This window comes from Erythrobacter sp. R86502 (genome assembly GCF_042466465.1).
Classification (GTDB): Bacteria; Pseudomonadota; Alphaproteobacteria; order Sphingomonadales; family Sphingomonadaceae; genus Erythrobacter.
This window is the reverse complement of record NZ_JAXHCJ010000001.1, coordinates 1,520,583-1,535,355: the sequence shown is the minus strand read 5'-3', so window position 1 is coordinate 1,535,355 and position 14,773 is coordinate 1,520,583. Positions and strand designations below refer to the sequence as shown.

Genomic DNA, 14,773 nt, shown 5'->3' with positions numbered 1-14,773 from the left:
TGCTGCGGGCTCAGGCCCCCGTCAATCCCAGCTTCCGCATCGCCCGAAAGGCGTAGGCCTTGGCAAAGTTCTGACGCGGCCAACGGCCTGGCGCTGCGGGGTTGAAGCCGCGATCCCGCAGAATCGCGTTAAAAACCCGCGCATCGCTCTCCCGGTAGCTCCATTCGCTACGCCAGGTGATCGAAAGCGAAACCGAAGGTGCGGGACCGTTCCTGACGAAATGCGGCGCCATCACCGGGACGAACAGGGCTTCACCGGGGCATAAGGGAAAAGCCGTTCCATGATCGAGAAATGCGTCCTTCCAATGCAATTCGCGCGGACCGCCTGAATGATAGGTTTCATGCGCCTGATCGGGAACAAAGCGGGTGTCGCCAGCCGGGAACTGCGTCATGACTTTGGTGCCGCGGATCTGCAGCAGAATATTGTGTTCCGGATCGAAGTGATAGGGCGTGACCGAAGACGGGCTCGATACGAAAATGAAGCCTTGCGGCATAAGCATCGCACCGGTTGCAGATTCGATCTGGGGCCGCAGTTCTTCCAGCAAGCCGAGCAAGAGATTACGGTAGGGGGCAACCTGTTCGATATTCTTGAGAACCGCCCAGCTTTCGGCCTCGGCCACGTGGCGGATCGTTTCGGCGATAGTAAGGCCGTTCGATCCGGGCTTCCCATCGACCCCGATCGGCAGATCGCCGCGGTTGTATTCAACCGAAGTGCTTGGAAGCAATTCTGCCAGCTGTGCCAGCGCGTCAATTTCCAACAACGGGTGGCTTGTCAGATTGTGGGTCAGGACATGCGGCGTTTCCGGGTAATTCGCGGTAAAGCATGCGCGGGCGTCGCGGCCAAACACGGTTGCAGACAAAATGTCGCGAAAGTCAGAATGCGCGTTCATGCAAGCTTCCTGGAACGGGTTTCATAAGCCATGAGAAGTCGGAATGCGGTGCGGCGCAGCAGACCGCCGATGGCGATATTGCGGCTCACCATGCGTCGCTTGTCGCGCCACAGCCGTTCGATCATCGGATGTCCTTCCGCCGCGCAGCTATCCGCCCACTGAACATCGCTGCGATCAAGCAGGCTCAGGTTTTCCAGCTGAAGCAACATACCCGGAGAGAACCGGGCGTAGTTTTCGTCGAATGCCGTCTTGAAACTATAGACGCCGGGCGGCGTAACGAAGTTCACCAGCATCGCGATGGCACGGCCATTCAAACGCAAGGCCAGCCGTTCGAGCCGCCCTTCCGCCGCTGCGCCAGCCAAAGCCTGTACGAACAGCGTGTACGTATCAGGCGCGCTTGCCAGTGCCGATCCTGCTGCGCCTTTCCAGCCTGCCGCTTCGAGTGCCAGAAATTCGGCTGTCCACGCCGCCAGACTTGAAGCGTCATCAAGCCGTTCGAAGATCAGCGCCCCTTCTTCGGTCAAGCGGTTGTGCTGCCGGCGCAGTTCCTTGCGCTTCTTGGCGCTCATCGATGTTTCAAGATAGTCGTCTGCACACATGGGGCCGGTCAAGACTGCACGGCTTTCCTCGGCAGCGGTGTAGTAGGTGCGAGGCGTTGCGGCGAGCACACGGCTCAGCGCCGCGTTCACCGGACCATCGGCGGGAAGCAGCGGCAGGTGCCAGAACAGCGCGCGCCCTGCCTGACGATCGAGATAGGACAACATGGCGCGCCAAAAGGCGTCCTCGTGCCCGGCGGCAATCAATGGCACGCCGCAGAAGGCGTTGGGGTGCAACCAGCTTTTGGCGTGCGGTACGACATGGCCGTAATAATGCAGACTGCGGTTGACAGGGAGCAGAGCCGCCAACTGCCCATTGTCATACCACGCTGTGGCTACAACCTGATCGGCAGTCGCCCACTGGTCCATCGCGGGGCGCAGGAACCACGGTTCAAAGAAGGGATTGGGTTCGGCCGCACAAGCGACCAGCCTTTGCCATGCGGAAACGAAGACGGGGTCAGCCATCTCCTCCGTCGTCAGCATTTGCAGATCACCAGGCCGGGATCTGATGCGGGCAAAGGCCGTGCTGCGGGTGCGAAAGCTGTCCGCGCGTGCCATGTCCATAATCGTTAGCCCTGCCTTGCCGCACCAGTCCGTGCGCTTCAGCTGGGTCTTGCCACAGGGCGATTAAGAAAGCCTCAGCGCAGAGACGCTGTGTCCAATGGAGGGACAGCGGAACGAGCGTTATTAAACCCCGCCGAAACTGTGTCCGGCGGGGTTGATGGTTCTTATCGGCGTGTCGGGATAGCGATCAACCCGCTGCCAGTGCTGCAAGCAGCAACAGGGCAACGATATTGGTGATCTTGATCATCGGATTGACCGCCGGGCCAGCGGTGTCCTTGTAGGGATCGCCGACTGTATCGCCGGTCACTGCCGCCTTGTGAGCATCGGAACCTTTGCCGCCGTGATGGCCATCTTCGATATACTTCTTGGCATTGTCCCACGCCCCGCCGCCCGATGTCATCGAAATCGCGACAAACAGTCCGCCCACGATCACGCCCAGCAGCAAAGCACCCAGCGCAGCAAATCCATTGGCCTGACCGGCTACCGCAGTGATCACGAAATACACCGCGATCGGCGCAGCCACCGGTAGCAGTGACGGCAGGATCATCTCCTTGATTGCGGCTTTGGTGACGAGGTCGACGGTGCGTGCGTAATCAGGCTTCACTTCGTAGGTCATGATGCCGGGGTTCTTGGCGAACTGATCGCGGACATCCTTCACCACTTCGCCTGCAGCCCGGCCTACCGCCGTCATGCCCATTGCCCCGAACAAATAGGGCAGCAGTGCACCGAGCAGAAGCCCGACGATGACGTAAGGGTTTTCGAGGCTGAAATCGACCGTCACACCTTCGAACAGCTCACGCAGATCGGCGGTGTACGTGGCGAACAATACCAGCGCCGCCAGACCTGCCGAGCCAATCGCATAGCCTTTGGTGACGGCCTTGGTGGTGTTGCCGACAGCATCCAATGCATCGGTCTTCTCGCGCACGCTGTCATCCAGCCCGGCCATTTCGGCAATGCCGCCCGCGTTGTCAGTGACCGGGCCATAGGCGTCGAGCGCCACGACCATGCCCGCCAGCGCCAGCATCGATGTTGCTGCGTAGGCAATGCCCATCAATCCAGCGAGTTGATAGGCAATGACGATGCCGGCACAAATCACCAGCGTCGGCAACGCGGTGGATTCCATGCTGATCGCCAGACCCTGGATCACATTGGTGCCGTGACCTGTTTCAGAAGCTTTGGCGATCGATCGCACCGGGCGGTAATTGGTGCCGGTGTAATATTCAGTGATCCAGATGATCAGCCCGGTGATGACCAAGCCGAGGAACCCGCAATAGAACAAGGTGCGGCCATTATAGGTCTGCCCGCTGATCACAGTCTCCATATCACCTAGAGTGACGCTGATCGCGAACCAGATCGCCGGAATCGACAGCACGGCGGTGACAAGGAAGCCCTTGTACATCGCGCCCATGATGTTGGTCCCACTGCCCAGCCGTACAAAGTACGTGCCGATGATCGAGGTCACGATGCACACGCCCCCAATCAGCAGCGGTAGCACCATCAGCGCGAACAGGTTTTCTGCGCCGCTCATCAGCAACGCAGTCAGCACCATCGTGGCGCCCACGGTAACAACGTAGGTCTCGAACAAGTCGGCCGCCATTCCGGCGCAGTCGCCGACATTGTCGCCCACGTTATCGGCAATCACGGCGGGATTGCGCGGGTCATCCTCCGGGATGCCAGCTTCGACCTTGCCGACGAGGTCAGCGCCCACGTCTGCTGCCTTGGTGAAGATCCCGCCGCCAAGGCGTGCGAAAATCGACACCAACGAAGCGCCAAGCGCAAGGGCGGTGAGGCCGATGACAACCGGACGGCTATCCGCAGGCAACCCGGCAGGACCGGTCAGATACCAGAAGAAGCACGCAATCGCGAGCAGCGCGAGGCCTGCGACCAGCATGCCCGTGATAGCGCCCGCACGAAACGCCAGCGTCAGGCCTTCTTGCAAACCCTTCATCGCGGCAGCGGCGGTGCGCACGTTGGAACGCACCGACACGTTCATGCCGATGAACCCTGCCACACCCGAAAGCACGGCACCGATGAAAAAACCGACCGCCGGGATCGCGCCCAGCGTTACCGCCACGATCACAGCGACAATCACGCCGACAACGGCGATGGCAGTATATTGACGCTTCAAGTAAGCCTGCGCGCCTTCCTGAATGGCGGCGGCAATTTCCTGCATCTTGGCATTCCCGGCATCCGCGCCGAGCACCTGTCTGCTGGTGACAAAGCCATAGACAATGGCAAGCACCCCCAGCCCAATCGATATGAGCAATAAATTCACGAGCAATCCCCTCTCGTTCTTTGTTGCTACCCCATTGCGGGGTGCCTGCGCCTCGTTCCTGGGCGCAAGAGGGACAGTTGTACGCGCTCGCGGCATGCTGGCAAGCCTGACGCTAGGGATACCTGAGGTCACGCGACTTTCGCATGGTTTGGCAGGAGGTTAAGCAGCCAGTTAGCCGTGTTGAAAACCCAGCGTTTCAGGGTCCGGATAAGCCATGTCGCCCACTATGAGCGGCGCGACTGTGCGCGGCGCAACCGTTCCAATACGATGCGCCGCCACGGGCAGATGTGTTCCGCGCGGGGTCGTGAACAGCAGTTCGTAATCATCTCCCCATCGCATGCACGCATCGCGCTGCGCCGGATCGGCCACCGGCACGGCATGGGTGTCGATGGCAAAGGTCACCCTGCTTGCCCGCGCCATGCGCCAGCTATCCAGCAGGAGCCCATCCGAGACATCCATCATTGCGCTGACATGGGGGGAGAGTGCCTGCCCTTCGGCCAGCCGCGGGATCGGACGATCGAACGCAGCGCGATGTTCTTCCGCGCCAATAAAGCCCAGCATTGCCCGGCCGACCGGGCCGGTGATCCAGATTGTATCGCCCGCCTGCGCGCCCGACCGCGCCGGCACCGGAACATGCGTCGCCCGTCCGATGGCGGTAAGGCCAAAGCTGCGAACGCCCTGCACTGCTATCGTGTCGCCGCCCAGCAAGGGCGCTTCGAACACCTCAAGCGCCTCACGCAGTCCGTGCAGAAACCGCACGTCCTCGTGTCCAAGCGTGTGGCCCAGCAACACACCGATCGGCACTGCACCCTTTGCAGCCAGATCCGAAAGATTGGAGGCGACCAGCTTCCAGGCGACATCGGCCAAGTCCGCATCGGAACGAAAATGAGTCCCTTCGGCCATGGTGTCGTGGGTCAGTACCAGCGTCTCGCCGCCTATGGCCAGTACAGCGCAATCATCGGTCAATTCGCGTGCGCCGGGATGCAGCGGCAATCCGCGCAGAGCAGCGATGAAATCGGCCTCGTTCATTGGGCCGAGATCTAGCTCGCCCGAGCGCCCTTGGCCACGGCGTCCAGAATACCGTTCACAAACTTGGCCTGGCCGTCGTCGAAAAACGCTTTGGCGACTTCGACATATTCGTTGATCGTTACTGCGGACGGCACATCGTTGCGGGCGATAAGTTCGTAGGTGCCTGCGCGCAGAACCTGCAACATCGTCTTGTCGAGCCGGGCGATGGTCCAGCCGGACGCCAGCTTGTCTGTAAGCAGCGTGTCGATTTCGTCACGCCGTGCATCCACCCCGCGCACGATGTCGTCGAAAAATGGCACTTCGGCATCAGCATATTCGGCATCGTCGAAATCATCGTCATCGATGGTTCGGCCCAGCCGATGCTGGTGGAACTCATCAAGCAGCCGCGTCAATGCGGTGCCTTCCATATGCTGCTGGTACAGTGCCTGTACGGCAGCAAGACGCGCTGCCGACCGGGCTTTGGAACGAGACGGCTGGTTCATTTGATCCTCAGTTCCACGGACTTGGCGTGGGCAGGCAAACCTTCTGCATGGGCGAGGGTTGCGGCGGCGGGACCAATGGCGGCAAACGATGCCGCATCCAGCCCCAGAAAACTGGTGCGCTTCATGAAATCCAGGACGGAAAGCCCGCTGGAAAAACGCGCGCGCCGTCCGGTGGGCAGCACGTGGTTGGGCCCGGCGACATAATCGCCGACGGCCTCGGGCGTCATCCGGCCAAGGAAGATGCTTCCTGCGTGGCGGATAGCCTTAAGGTACGGTTCGGGATCATCGACTGCGATTTCGACGTGCTCGGCCGCGAGACGATTGGCAAGCGCGGGGGCTTCTGCCAGCAGATCATTGACAACGATCATCACACCATGCGCGTCCCAACTGGTGCGCGCAGTCTTTCCAGTTGCAAGTTGGCTGATCTGCAAGTCGATGCAATCTTCCACTTGCCGCGCAAAGCCCGCGTCATCGGTAATCAGGATCGACTGTGAAGTGGGATCATGTTCGGCCTGGCTCAGAAGGTCTGCTGCGATCCAGTCAGGATCGTTTTTGCCGTCTGCGATGACGAGAATTTCCGATGGGCCCGCCACCATGTCGATACCAACCACACCGTAAAGCTGCCGCTTGGCCTCGGCCACCCAGGCATTGCCGGGCCCGGTAATGACATCGACCGGGCGGATGCGCTGCGTGCCATAGGCGAGCGCGCCCACCGCCTGCGCGCCGCCCACGCGCCATATTTCGTCCACGCCCGCAATGTGTGCAGCGGCCAACACCATCGGGTTCGATTGACCCTTGGGTGTCGGCGTGACAACGACCAGCCGCTCAACCCCTGCGACCCTCGCCGGAATGGCATTCATCAGCAGCGATGATGGATAGGCTGCACGCCCACCGGGCACGTACAGTCCGGCAGCATCAACCGGACGCCAGATCGCGCCCAGCCGAACACCGGCTGCATCCTTGTAATCGCGGTCCTGCGGAAGCTGCGCTTCGTGATAGGCGCGGATACGAGCCGCGGCAAGTTCAAGCGCGTCGCGCAAATCGGGGGTGAGGGCGTGATAGGCCTGCTCACATCGTTCGCGCGGGATGAACCAGTCGCCATCCTCTGCCAGCGTGTATCCATCGAACCGCTGCGTGTAATCCGACAACGCATGGTCGCCGCGCAACTTCACAGTCTGAAGAATATTCGCGACCTGGCCGGCAACATCGGTATCCGATTCGCGCCGGGCATCGACAATCCGGTCGAATTTGCTCGTGAAATCCGGCTGCAGCGTTGAAAGTATGTTGATCATCGGGAAGCCTTTTCGCTGCGCGTATCCGCATCGCGGCGAAAGGCATCAACCAACGCGGCAACTCGTATGTCGGTTTTAAGCGCTGTCCGATTGACGATAAGCCGCGCAGAAATCTCATGGATTACGTCGGTTTCGACCAAGCCGTTCTCTTTGAGCGTACGTCCTGTCGACACAAGATCGACAATCTGACGCGCAAGCCCAAGGGATGGAGCCAGTTCCATCGCGCCGTTCAATTTGACGCATTCGGCCTGCACGCCGCTCGCCTCGAAATGGCGGCGGGTCAGATTTGGATATTTTGTCGCCACGCGCAGATGGCTGACGCTGCCGGGTTCGTCGCTGTCAGTCGCTAGGCGGGCGACAGACAATCGGCACAGGCCAATCCCCAGATCGACGGGCGCGTAAAGATCGGCGTAGTCAAATTCTTCGATCACATCGGACCCGACAATCCCGACCTGCGCAGCGCCATGAGCGACAAATGTTGCCACATCAAAGGCGCGCACGCGGATAAGGCGCATGTCGTTCCGGCTGGTGGCGAATGCCAGCGCACGGCTTTTAGGATCGTGGAATTCAGCATCAGGCTCGACACCGGCGCGCGCCATCACGGGCAGCGCCTCGTCAAGGATGCGCCCCTTGGGGACAGCGAAGGTCAGCTGTCCGGGATTGTCTTGGATGCCGGTCGTGATCATGATTGGCCGCGCACTTAAGGATCCGCGGACAAAAGGGCAATGGGAATGGCAGGTTCATCGGAACGTCCGGCGTATGAATTCGTCGACATGAATACCACAGGGCCGGGTGCGGTGTTGACGGCGTTTGCCAATCAGGTGGCCTATTGTGAAGCTTCGGACGCTCCGATCACGGCAAGGGTAGTAGCCGGGATCGCTGCTGTATTGCGTTCCGGTGCGCACGGAGAGTTCCTGAACCGTGTTCGCGATTGGCAGGGCGCGCCGCTTGCTGATGCGTTGCCTTTGCGTGTTGCTGGCGGTCTCCACGCTCTTTTTCTGTCTGGTGCCGCGCCCCGGCTTGGCCCGCTTTATCGGGGCGAGCCAGCGAATGACCCTGACGTGATAGCCGCTGCTATCGCGACCGACGAAGCAGCAATGCTGCCCTGGCTTGATGGCCCGCCACAAACCAATGAAGCAGGCCGTTCCGCCAATTTCATCGCCGCAATGCTCTGGCTGGCTAGTCGCGGCCTGCCGGCGCGCTTCCAATGCCTCGAACTCGGATCGAGCGCCGGTATCAATCTTATGCTCGATCGCTACAGCTACAATCTGGGAGGCGTCCAAATCGGGCCCGATCCGGCAGTGATGCGCTTCGAACCATTGTGGCAGGGCATCTCGCCGCCGCAGCAGGCGATCGCGATTGCTGCCACCAAAGGCTGTGATGTCGCGCCCGTCGATCTTACCAATGCCTCGGACGCAATGCGGCTGCGGGCCTATATCTGGCCCGAACATGCAATTCGTTTCGCAAGATTGGATGCAGCGGTTCGAGCCGCTTTGGAACGCAGGCCGCATCTGGTTCAGGCCACCGCTGCTGATTTCGTGGAAGCTGAACTGGTCAAGCCGCAGGACGCAGGCACCACCCGGATGCTGATGCATTCAATCGTATGGCAGTATCTTCCGACTGACCAGCAGGGGCGCGTGACAGCTGCAATGGAAGCTGCAGGCGCCCATGCTACCTCCGATCGCCCGCTGGCATGGGTAAAGGTCGAAGCCGATCGGTCCGTGCACCGCCACAAGCTGACCGTGCGACATTGGCCTGATGGCGCATCAGAGGTTCACCTTGCCTGGTCGCACCCGCACGGCGCGGCGATCGAATGGATAGTGGATTAGCCTTCGAGAAAGGCTTCCATCGCCGCATTGACTGCGTCCGGCGCTTCCCATGGCACAAAATGCCCGCAACCGGGAACGTGAACGATGGTGAGCGGATCGATGATATCGCCGAGCCCTTCAAGATTTTCCGGAGGCAGCGCAAGATCGTCCATGGCCCAGATCACCAGCGTCGGAATGGTCAATTTGGGGAGCTGCGGTGGCTGGTAGCCTAGCGGAACTTCGAACGGCGCATCCATCAAAGGGACATCGATTGGACTGGCGCGGTAGTAATTCAGCATTCCGAACGCCGCATCGCGGTTCTGCCAGTCCAGCAACAGCGCGTCGCGTTCTTCGGGCTCCATCTTGCTGGGGCGGTCCCATTTCACTTCCTTCAGAAGCAGAGCGGTCAACCCATGCTCCTTGACCATCGGATCGTTGGCCGTGTCGCGGAAACCACGGATATACTGGCTCGCCTCGCGTTGGCCGGGATGCGTGTAAAGCAGCTTCTGGAAGATCGAGGGATGCGGCGCATTGGCGATGATTGCGTGCGTGACTCGCGCATGTTGCCCACCCAGAGCCACGCCCCATGCAATCGCGCCCCCCCAGTCGTGGCCCACGATGGTAAAGTTGCCGATCGCCAGCGTATCGGCCAGCAGGAACACATCGCCGATGAGTTTGTCAGGCGTATACGCTTCGACAGCCTGCGGCTTGGAAGACCCCCGATACCCGCGCTGATCAGGAGCGATGCAGCGGTAGCGGTCCGAAAAATGCGCAATCTGGTGCCGCCAGGTTCTGTGACTTTCGGGAAAGCCGTGCAGGAATATCAGCACCGGCGCATCGACCGGGCCTTCATCAACGATGTTCAGGCTGATACCGTTGGGCAGCTGCACCCGTTTCAGGTCAACATCCATCATTGCTGCTCCAGCTTTTCCATGTAGCCCTTGGCGACCATGCCTGCCATCTGATCGAAAAGCGCATCGGGGGTGCGGCGCAGTTCGCCAATCGCCAATTCGCTGCCGTCAGCGACAATGATTTCTCGCTGTCCTGCTGCGATACCATCCAGCATGGCGTGGGCGGCGACGTCTGCGGGAATGCCTTCGTCAATCGCCTTGTCGGAACGGCCGCGCGCCGTGCCTTCAGCGGTCAGTGCGTTTCTGGATACATTGGTGGCGACTGATCCGGGATAGATCGTGTGGACGCTGACACCGTTCTGCGTCAATTCGGCCCGCAGCGCATCGGCATAACCCGCTAATCCGAATTTGGCAGCGCAATAGGCTGTGCGCATAGGCACGCCAACCTTGCCCGCGATTGAAGAAATAAAGCCCAGCGCGCCCGAGCCGCGATCCGCCATATGGCCGATCAGACCCTGACTGAACGCGATCTGGGCGGTGAGATCAACCGCGATGATGTCGCGATAGACCTGCATTGAAGTTTTCAGCGCGCGGCTGCGCTGAGAAATTCCAGCATTGGCGAACGCAAGGTCGACGCCGCCCTTCCACGCGACCGCATTTCGCGTGGCTTGGGCAAGGGCCTCATCATCGCGAACATCGAAGGCGAGAACCAGCGTTTGGCCGCAGGTGGCTGCAACCTCGGCAAGGCGGGCTTCATCGCGACCCGACAGCACGATATGCGCACCCCGCGCCGCAAGCTCCTTTGCCAGAGCCGCCCCGATGCCCGATGATGCGCCGGTGATCCAAGCCACCTTTCCTGCGTAATCCATCACTCTCTCCCCATTATGACTTCAGGGATAGCTGACGGTCTTGGGCTTGTCGGGCAAGGGGATAAATTCGTCTTCGTCTCCGGGCACGATGGGAAAGCGGCCAGCCCGCCAATCTTCCTTCGCCTGATTGATACGTTCACGATCCGAGCTGACGAAGTTCCAGAACACGTGCCGCTTGGTGGCAAACGCCTCTCCGCCCAGCAGCATCACCCGCGCGCCGTTTCGGCTGGCGAGGCGCATGGTTTTCCCGGGGGCAAGCACGGCGAGCTGATATTGCTCCAGCGCAATACCATCCACCTGCGCTTCGCCGCTCACCAACATCACCGCCCGTTCGTCAGCCTCGGCATCCAGCGGGATTGATCCACCCGGTTCCAGCACGATTTCTGCATAGATCGTGGCCGCATGGGTCGTCGTCGGGGCTCTGGCACCCCACAGTTCACCCATGATTACCCACGCCTTGGCGCCATTGTCGGAAATGACAGGCAGATCCGTAGCCGCTTCGAACGCGGGATCGATCTCCTCACGGCCATCGGGTAGGGCAAGCCATGTCTGCATTCCGAACATCGCCGGATTGGTCGCAAGTTCGGCCTTAGGGCTACGCTCCGAGTGAACGATCCCGCGTCCGGCGGTCATCAGATTGACCTGACCGGGCCGGATCGTGGCACATGTACCCAGACTGTCGCGGTGGTCGATCGCGCCTTCAAACAGCCAGGTGACGGTCGCCAGATTGATGTGCGGATGAGGGCGCACGGCCATGCCTTCGCCGGTCAGATCGGCGGGGCCGAACTGGTCGACGAAGATAAATGGCCCGACCATCGTGCGCGCCTTTGATGGCAGCACGCGGCGGACGGTGAATTCGCCAAGATCATGCGTAACGGGAGTGATGGTCTGGGTAATCATGCGTCATTGTCCTGATCGATCATGGCAAGAATGGCCTGAGGAAACACTGCCTCATGCCAATCGGCAAGCTCTGATCGGGTGAACCAGCGGTGCTGCGTCATCAGCCGTTGTTCCAGCGCGGTGTGCCGCGATGTATCGATAATCGTATTGTCCACGCGGACACGAAAGAACCGCTCATCCGCTTGCACAAGCTCGCCTTCAACCGTGACAAATTGAGGCATAAGCTGGGCAATCTGAGGGCCCGGATCGGCGGCGATGCCGGTTTCTTCCAGCAATTCGCGCCGCGCCGCTTCTTCAAAACTCTCGCCCGGCTCGCATTCACCGCCCGCCGTCACCCAGAACGGATCGCGCCCTGGCACGTCATAGCGAAACATGAGAACGCGGCTTTGCGCATCGAGGACGATCAGCCGCGCTGCACGGCGCAAGCGGAGATTGGGGTTAAGGCTCACTCGGCCGGAACGCCCGCCTTGATGGCGACGGCATGAACCCGCCGCCCCACAATGTCGCCGAGCGCCGCAATCACAGCGCGCTGGCGCGCTAGGCGGTTCATATCGGAAAAGGCGTGCGCCTCGATCTCAATGGTGAAATGCGATTCGCCCGAACCATCGTCTCCCATGTGGCCCGAGTGTTGGGCACTGTCGTTGATGATTGCCAACCGGGTCGGCGCAAAGGCGCTGGTCAGCAGCGTATGCATTTCGTCAGCGACACTCGCGCTCATTATGGATTTCCTTTTTCGCACGCCGGCAGGGGCAATTTATGGGTTGGAACTTGGGGCCCCAATTCCCATTCTCAAGGGCTATGCCTTCACCACGATTTCATGGCCGCGTCGAGAGCGAGGGGCGCCGATGCGAGGCGCCGGGCTGCGGCGAAGCGGGCGAATTCCGTGCGCCCGGCGGCCGGCCCAACGGGTTCGACGGGCCGGGTGACTGGCGCTGGTTCTGCCTTCAGCACGTGCGTGAATTCAACGCAGGCTATGACTGGTTCGCCGGGATGAGCGCCGAAGAAATCCTCGCTGCACAATCGCCGATAGCGGGCTGGCGTTCGGACACCCGCGCTTTCCGCCCGGATGCCGGCGTCGATGGTATTCCGCGTTGGGCTGACTATTCCGATCCGCTGGATGCGATTGCGGCACGCGCTCGCGGCATCCGAAGCCGCGCCGAACGCGAAGCGCGCATGGCAGCCACGGGACGTTTCTCACGTGAGGAAGCGCAAGCGCTCGAGACATTGGGGCTGGGCAGTGACACGGATCGCACGCGGCTTCGCCGTCGCTATTCGGAATTGGTGCGGCGCTACCATCCCGATCGCAACGGCGGTGACCGGCGGCACGAAAACAAGCTATCCGCGGTGGTCGAAGCCTATCAGCTGCTCAGGGCCAGCGCGGCGCTGCCCTGATTACATGGTTTCGCACAGTTCTGCCAATTGGGCTGCGCAGGCCTCCCAGCCTTGCACGAACCCCATTTCTTCATGTTGCCGGCATGCGTCAGCAGACCAGTGCCGAGCACGCGCAGTGTAGCGGGTTCCTTCGCCTTCGGGTTCAACTTCCCAGATCCCGATCATGAACGGACCCGCTGGTTCGAGATCGCCCACGATCGCGTCAGTGGAAGCGAAGCGGCGCCCTTCATCCCACAAAAGCATGATGCCTTCCTGCGGCATTTCTTCGCCGTCCGGCCCCCGCATGATCATGGCGCTGCGGCCCCCAGCGAAACGGTCTTGCGCAATGATTTCCACGGACCAGGGACGAGGGCACCACCATTCGGGCTGCCGATTGACCATGGCGTCCCATACGGTAGCGGGTGGTGCTGCGATGAAGCGACTGACCGACAGTTCGTTCATTCAGCCTCCCCGACGAACATAGGATCAAAGCCGCCGATGATCATGCGCTTGCCATTGAAGGGCATGTCACTCCCATCCGGGTTGCCAAATTCGGTTTCCATGCGCGGATCGGCCATCATCTTGTCATGCGCTGCATCCGCGGTGGCACGGTCTGGCCAAGTCATCCACGAGAATACGATTTTCTCGCCCGGTTCTGCCTTCACCGCAGTGCGAAAATCGGTCGTGGCGCCATCTTTGATATCGGCCTCCCAGCATTCGATCTGCGAAAGCGCTCCACAGTCCTTGGCAATTTCCCAGAACTTGCGCGCCACTTCGGCATAAGCATCCTTGTTGCTGTCCGGGACAGGAATGACGAAACCTTGCACATACATCGGCAATCTCCCTCCGCGGGTGATTATGCCTCAGGCTCGGGCGACGCGAAAGATACTATTGCCGGAACGCCCATCGCAGCGTCCGGCCCATGCCCCAGGTTGCCGCACGTGCGGGAAGGGCGGACAGCATCGGACGTTGCAGGCGCAGCATAGTGCGTGCCCAATCTGGCAGCATGGTGACCGCGTCGGCCGTAATCATGGTCTGTACCGCTTGCGGAGCGCCCTGCGGACGCTGGTTCAGAACCAGTTGGGCCACCTCGCGCGTCGCAGGCGATGCTTGCAAATCATGGCGTAGCTCGCGAAAAATCGCATCGGCCTGCGCCCGGGTTTCAGGCACTGGATCGGCGCCCAGAGCGCGTGCAACCACTGCAAATTGTCGGTAATATTCGTCCTGCTCACCTAGCGACATATCGGGCCGGACATGGCGCATATACCCAGCCAGGAAACTTTGTGCTTCTGTCACATGCACCCATGCCAGTGTACGCGGATTGGTCGCTTCATAATGCGAACCATCGGGCAGAGTCCCGCCAACCTTGGCGTGGATACGATTGACACGATCAATCGCTTTCATCGCATCGTCGCGGTGGCCGAAGGTTGTTACCGCGATGAACCGTGCGGTGCGTCGCAGCCGACCATGCATATCCTCGCGAAAATTGGAATGATCGAGAACACCCTGAAGCGCATGGGGATGTAACATCTGCAGCAACAATGCGCGTACTCCGCCCGTCATCATGCCGACGATATCGGCATGGACCTGACGGATCGGCGTATCACGCACGAACAGCGCATCATCGGAAGGCGGGATCGGCGATTGGCCGGCATTGGCATCGTGGAATACCCCGCGCACCTGAGAAACCAGCTTGAGTCGCAGAGATTCGACGGGGTCGGGCATGACACGCAATATAGGAACGATAGGCGCGCAGGGAAGCACGCAACGGAAACCTACGTGCTACAGGTGGCAGTGTCTGGCTGCAAACCTCTGCTTGCGGCCAGACGACTTGCGCTCTAACCGAA

At 60.8% G+C, this 14,773-nt stretch carries 17 protein-coding genes; 2 read left to right on the top strand and 15 right to left on the bottom strand.

Annotation, left to right across the window (positions count from 1 at the left end):
• Window positions 1–10: 10 nt before the first annotated feature.
• The 7 genes from SJY33_RS07445 to hisG form a co-directional block, all read right to left on the bottom strand.
• Window positions 11–889, bottom strand: a complete 879-nt coding sequence (locus tag SJY33_RS07445; protein ID WP_379922051.1) for a cupin-like domain-containing protein — start codon at window positions 887–889, stop codon at window positions 11–13.
• The gene (locus SJY33_RS07440; RefSeq protein WP_379922049.1) at window positions 886–2,043 is read right to left on the bottom strand and encodes a GNAT family N-acetyltransferase; all 1,158 of its coding nucleotides are present in this window, start codon (window positions 2,041–2,043) and stop codon (window positions 886–888) included. Before SJY33_RS07440 ends, SJY33_RS07445 begins: the two co-directional genes overlap by 4 nt.
• A gap of 193 nt (window positions 2,044–2,236) precedes the next feature.
• Window positions 2,237–4,324 (bottom strand): sodium-translocating pyrophosphatase, encoded by a 2,088-nt coding sequence (locus SJY33_RS07435; protein ID WP_379922047.1) that lies wholly within the window; start codon window positions 4,322–4,324, stop codon window positions 2,237–2,239.
• Between the two features lie 171 nt (window positions 4,325–4,495).
• On the bottom strand, window positions 4,496–5,353 hold the full coding sequence (gene thiL, locus SJY33_RS07430) for a thiamine-phosphate kinase (RefSeq protein ID WP_379922045.1): 858 nt from the start codon (window positions 5,351–5,353) through the stop codon (window positions 4,496–4,498).
• Window positions 5,354–5,364: 11 nt separating this feature from the next.
• A complete protein-coding gene (gene nusB / locus SJY33_RS07425) occupies window positions 5,365–5,835 on the bottom strand; it encodes a transcription antitermination factor NusB (RefSeq protein ID WP_379922043.1) in 471 nt (156 codons plus the stop codon).
• Window positions 5,832–7,127 carry a histidinol dehydrogenase gene (gene hisD, locus SJY33_RS07420; RefSeq protein ID WP_379922041.1) on the bottom strand — a complete coding sequence of 432 codons (1,296 nt, stop codon included), beginning with the start codon at window positions 7,125–7,127 and terminating at the stop codon, window positions 5,832–5,834. The genes nusB and hisD overlap by 4 nt, the downstream gene beginning before the upstream one ends.
• Window positions 7,124–7,813: an ATP phosphoribosyltransferase gene (gene hisG / locus SJY33_RS07415; RefSeq protein WP_379922039.1), complete on the bottom strand. Its 690-nt coding sequence runs from the start codon at window positions 7,811–7,813 to the stop codon at window positions 7,124–7,126. Before hisG ends, hisD begins: the two co-directional genes overlap by 4 nt.
• A gap of 45 nt (window positions 7,814–7,858) precedes the next feature.
• Between hisG and SJY33_RS07410 the strand changes: the two genes are divergently transcribed.
• A complete protein-coding gene (locus SJY33_RS07410; RefSeq protein WP_379922036.1) occupies window positions 7,859–8,956 on the top strand; it encodes a DUF2332 domain-containing protein in 1,098 nt (365 codons plus the stop codon).
• Here the strand turns inward: SJY33_RS07410 and SJY33_RS07405 are convergent.
• Genes SJY33_RS07405 through SJY33_RS07385 form a run of 5 tightly spaced genes read right to left on the bottom strand, consistent with a single transcriptional unit; the run spans window position 8,953 to window position 12,273 of the window.
• Window positions 8,953–9,849 (bottom strand): alpha/beta fold hydrolase, encoded by an 897-nt coding sequence (locus tag SJY33_RS07405; RefSeq protein WP_379922034.1) that lies wholly within the window; start codon window positions 9,847–9,849, stop codon window positions 8,953–8,955. The genes SJY33_RS07410 and SJY33_RS07405 overlap by 4 nt on opposite strands.
• A complete protein-coding gene (locus SJY33_RS07400; RefSeq protein WP_379922032.1) occupies window positions 9,846–10,655 on the bottom strand; it encodes an SDR family NAD(P)-dependent oxidoreductase in 810 nt (269 codons plus the stop codon). Before SJY33_RS07400 ends, SJY33_RS07405 begins: the two co-directional genes overlap by 4 nt.
• 21 nt (window positions 10,656–10,676) lie before the next feature.
• Entirely contained in the window at window positions 10,677–11,555 is an 879-nt protein-coding gene (locus SJY33_RS07395; RefSeq protein ID WP_379922030.1) for a pirin family protein, read from the bottom strand.
• Entirely contained in the window at window positions 11,552–12,004 is a 453-nt protein-coding gene (locus SJY33_RS07390; protein ID WP_379922027.1) for an NUDIX hydrolase, read from the bottom strand. The genes SJY33_RS07395 and SJY33_RS07390 overlap by 4 nt, the downstream gene beginning before the upstream one ends.
• Entirely contained in the window at window positions 12,001–12,273 is a 273-nt protein-coding gene (locus SJY33_RS07385) for a BolA family protein (protein WP_379922025.1), read from the bottom strand. The genes SJY33_RS07390 and SJY33_RS07385 overlap by 4 nt, the downstream gene beginning before the upstream one ends.
• An 80-nt stretch (window positions 12,274–12,353) precedes the next feature.
• Here SJY33_RS07385 and SJY33_RS07380 point away from each other — a divergent pair, with 80 nt between their 5' ends.
• Entirely contained in the window at window positions 12,354–12,947 is a 594-nt protein-coding gene (locus SJY33_RS07380) for a DnaJ domain-containing protein (protein ID WP_379922023.1), read from the top strand.
• Here the strand turns inward: SJY33_RS07380 and SJY33_RS07375 are convergent, their stop codons facing one another.
• The 3 genes from SJY33_RS07375 to SJY33_RS07365 are packed head-to-tail and all read right to left on the bottom strand — an operon-like array spanning window position 12,948 to window position 14,651.
• Complete coding sequence (locus tag SJY33_RS07375) at window positions 12,948–13,388, bottom strand: SRPBCC domain-containing protein (protein ID WP_379922021.1); 441 nt, start codon at window positions 13,386–13,388, stop codon at window positions 12,948–12,950. It abuts the gene before it with no gap.
• Window positions 13,385–13,759 carry a DUF1428 domain-containing protein gene (locus tag SJY33_RS07370; protein WP_379922019.1) on the bottom strand — a complete coding sequence of 125 codons (375 nt, stop codon included), beginning with the start codon at window positions 13,757–13,759 and terminating at the stop codon, window positions 13,385–13,387. The genes SJY33_RS07375 and SJY33_RS07370 overlap by 4 nt, the downstream gene beginning before the upstream one ends.
• A gap of 55 nt (window positions 13,760–13,814) precedes the next feature.
• Entirely contained in the window at window positions 13,815–14,651 is an 837-nt protein-coding gene (locus SJY33_RS07365; protein WP_379922017.1) for an oxygenase MpaB family protein, read from the bottom strand.
• Between the last annotated feature and the right edge of the window lie 122 nt (window positions 14,652–14,773).

Coding starts and splice junctions, on each gene's coding strand:
- SJY33_RS07365 (WP_379922017.1), bottom strand. CDS start 14,651: ATGCCCGACCCCGTCGAATCTCTGCGACTCAAGCTGGTTTCTCAGGTG.
- SJY33_RS07445 (WP_379922051.1), bottom strand. CDS start 889: ATGAACGCGCATTCTGACTTTCGCGACATTTTGTCTGCAACCGTGTTT.
- thiL (WP_379922045.1), bottom strand. CDS start 5,353: ATGAACGAGGCCGATTTCATCGCTGCTCTGCGCGGATTGCCGCTGCAT.
- nusB (WP_379922043.1), bottom strand. CDS start 5,835: ATGAACCAGCCGTCTCGTTCCAAAGCCCGGTCGGCAGCGCGTCTTGCT.
- hisG (WP_379922039.1), bottom strand. CDS start 7,813: ATGATCACGACCGGCATCCAAGACAATCCCGGACAGCTGACCTTCGCT.
- hisD (WP_379922041.1), bottom strand. CDS start 7,127: ATGATCAACATACTTTCAACGCTGCAGCCGGATTTCACGAGCAAATTC.
- SJY33_RS07370 (WP_379922019.1), bottom strand. CDS start 13,759: ATGTATGTGCAAGGTTTCGTCATTCCTGTCCCGGACAGCAACAAGGAT.
- SJY33_RS07375 (WP_379922021.1), bottom strand. CDS start 13,388: ATGAACGAACTGTCGGTCAGTCGCTTCATCGCAGCACCACCCGCTACC.
- SJY33_RS07410 (WP_379922036.1), top strand. CDS start 7,859: ATGGCAGGTTCATCGGAACGTCCGGCGTATGAATTCGTCGACATGAAT.
- SJY33_RS07380 (WP_379922023.1), top strand. CDS start 12,354: ATGCCTTCACCACGATTTCATGGCCGCGTCGAGAGCGAGGGGCGCCGA.
- SJY33_RS07405 (WP_379922034.1), bottom strand. CDS start 9,849: ATGATGGATGTTGACCTGAAACGGGTGCAGCTGCCCAACGGTATCAGC.
- SJY33_RS07440 (WP_379922049.1), bottom strand. CDS start 2,043: ATGGCACGCGCGGACAGCTTTCGCACCCGCAGCACGGCCTTTGCCCGC.
- SJY33_RS07400 (WP_379922032.1), bottom strand. CDS start 10,655: ATGGATTACGCAGGAAAGGTGGCTTGGATCACCGGCGCATCATCGGGC.
- SJY33_RS07385 (WP_379922025.1), bottom strand. CDS start 12,273: ATGAGCGCGAGTGTCGCTGACGAAATGCATACGCTGCTGACCAGCGCC.
- SJY33_RS07395 (WP_379922030.1), bottom strand. CDS start 11,555: ATGATTACCCAGACCATCACTCCCGTTACGCATGATCTTGGCGAATTC.